Origin of the sequence: Pseudoalteromonas sp. SG44-1, assembly GCF_014164315.1 — a bacterium.
GTDB classification, from domain to species: Bacteria; Pseudomonadota; Gammaproteobacteria; order Enterobacterales; family Alteromonadaceae; genus Pseudoalteromonas; species Pseudoalteromonas rhizosphaerae.
Genome location: NZ_JACJEW010000151.1, coordinates 1 through 2,001 on the forward strand (window position 1 = coordinate 1; position 2,001 = coordinate 2,001).

General features: G+C 46.4%; 1 protein-coding gene. It reads right to left on the reverse strand.

Annotation, left to right across the window (positions count from 1 at the left end; translation table 11 throughout):
• Positions 1–156 precede the first annotated feature (156 nt).
• Positions 157–1,896, reverse strand: a complete 1,740-nt coding sequence (locus H5187_RS23305; protein WP_182798449.1) for a hypothetical protein — start codon at positions 1,894–1,896, stop codon at positions 157–159.
• Positions 1,897–2,001: the final 105 nt, after the last annotated feature.

Consider the following 2,001-nt stretch of genomic DNA (forward strand, 5'->3'; position numbering starts at 1 on the left):
ATTTCTTCATAAATAGCGGTGTTTTTACCTGCGCGGCGCAGGATTGGATCAGGGTTTGGTAGCTCAGTGATAAGCGACGTAAGGCTTGGATCTATACGGTTTTGGTCAAACATACGGCTAAGCGCGGCGTATGCTGTAGATTTAATGCGTGGCTTGCTATACATGATAGCCCCTTATTTGTTTAGTGACTTTGCGGCTATTAACACGCGGCATACCACCTGCACCGGTGCTGGCTACCATCCATAAAATAGCCAGCGCACAGCTTAAATCGTAGTGATGGGCGGTTTGTTTTTCTGGCCAGTTTTCAAGCTCGTCGAGCAATAAGCGGCAGTGCGAATGAAAGGCAATTTGCGCTGGTGTATTGGTCACGTAGGTTTCAAGTGATCCTATGCGTTCCTCAGCGCTAATAACCGCTGTAACACCGCGTAACGGCAGGGCAATGCCCTTCTCTAGGCCTGTGGTAATAAATTGGCTGCGCATAAAATCAAAGGCATTGTTGTTTTCAAAGCCCCACACGCGGCAGTTATATTCTTTTTGAGCGCGTATTAAGTCGTTAAGTAAACGGCTGGTACCACGTACTTTACGGCTTTCGTATTCAACGTGTAGCTTTTGCAATTCGTTAGAGTAAAAGCCCACTAATATTGCGCTCGGGTCGGCTTTTTCGGTTTTGCCCATACTTGGATCACATGCGCCGTAGGGTATCCATTCGTTTAGGCGATCAACCCAAAAATCAAACTGGTAAAAAATAGCTTCTTCGTCGCTTTTGGCTATGCCTTGCATTTCGCGGTTAAACTCACGCTTATTAGCCGCCCACATACACATTAAATCGTAAAGCGAACGCACACTTGGCCAACTCGTTGTTGCGCCTTTAAGCATTTGCTTTTTACGCTTGATCCAAAACTTAAACGACGGTTTTTGCTCGGTTGAAACTGCCTCACCTTTGGCGGCGGCGCGTTTTTCAAAGCGTTTGTCGTCATGTATCATTAAATCGCGGCATTCTTCCCATAGGTCCATGTCTTCTGGCATTTGTTTAATGGCTTTAAAACGGTGAACAATGTGCCCTGGTGCTTCTTCGGCGCGGCTTATTGGGTCGTCGTTATTTAATACGGTATTTACACCTAAGAATTTTACTGTGCCGTCAGGTGGGCCAAGGTATTGCACGGCAGCTTCTAGGAAGCGCCAACGGTTATCGCGCTCAGTGGGCGATTTTGCCTCGGCATCGGTAATAATGTCATCAGATAGCAGTAGCTTAGGCCGGCTGGCACCATGGAACGTACCGCGTACTGATTGCTCAGCACCACGGCTTTCAAAGCGTACGCCTTGGGCTGTTACAAACTCGCCTAACTTCCAAACTGGGGATTTTTGGCAAACCTCGGGAAAATCTAACGCGAGGTTGTTATTGTTAAGCAGCTCGGTTTTAACTACCTCTAATGTTTTGGTTGGCATTTTGGTTTCAGCGCCAAACAAAATAACAAAGTCGATAAATTGTTTTATTTTAGCTAAGCCCAGGTCTTGGCAAATATCAGGGTCTTGCAATAGCGCTAACACCGCTACATAAACAGGGGCAATTTTTACAGCTAGGGTACTTTTACCTTCACCACGGGGTGCCACAAACCAGTTTTTCCAGCCGTTTTTAAGCTTGAGGGCTTCGGGAAACCAGTTCATAAAATAGCTTTGAAACTCAGAGGCTGTTTGATCGTCGTCTAGCCACATGTGGTGGGGGAAATACGTATACACAAAAAACTCAAAGTCGCCGCCAAGAACGCGTTTGCGGCGTTCTTTAATCGCTGCAGGGCTTGGATCAATATTGCGTTCTTTTGCTTCAATATCGCGGCGCAGTGAGCCGGTGATCTGTTCTATTTCAGCTAAGAACTCACGTGAATTCATATCGGCCATTAGTCGCTTAACTCCTGATCGAGTCGTGGACCAAAGGCGGTGAGTATTTCAACAAACTCAGGGGCAAATTCGGGGTATTTGGTTGATACAAACTTAGCAAGAATT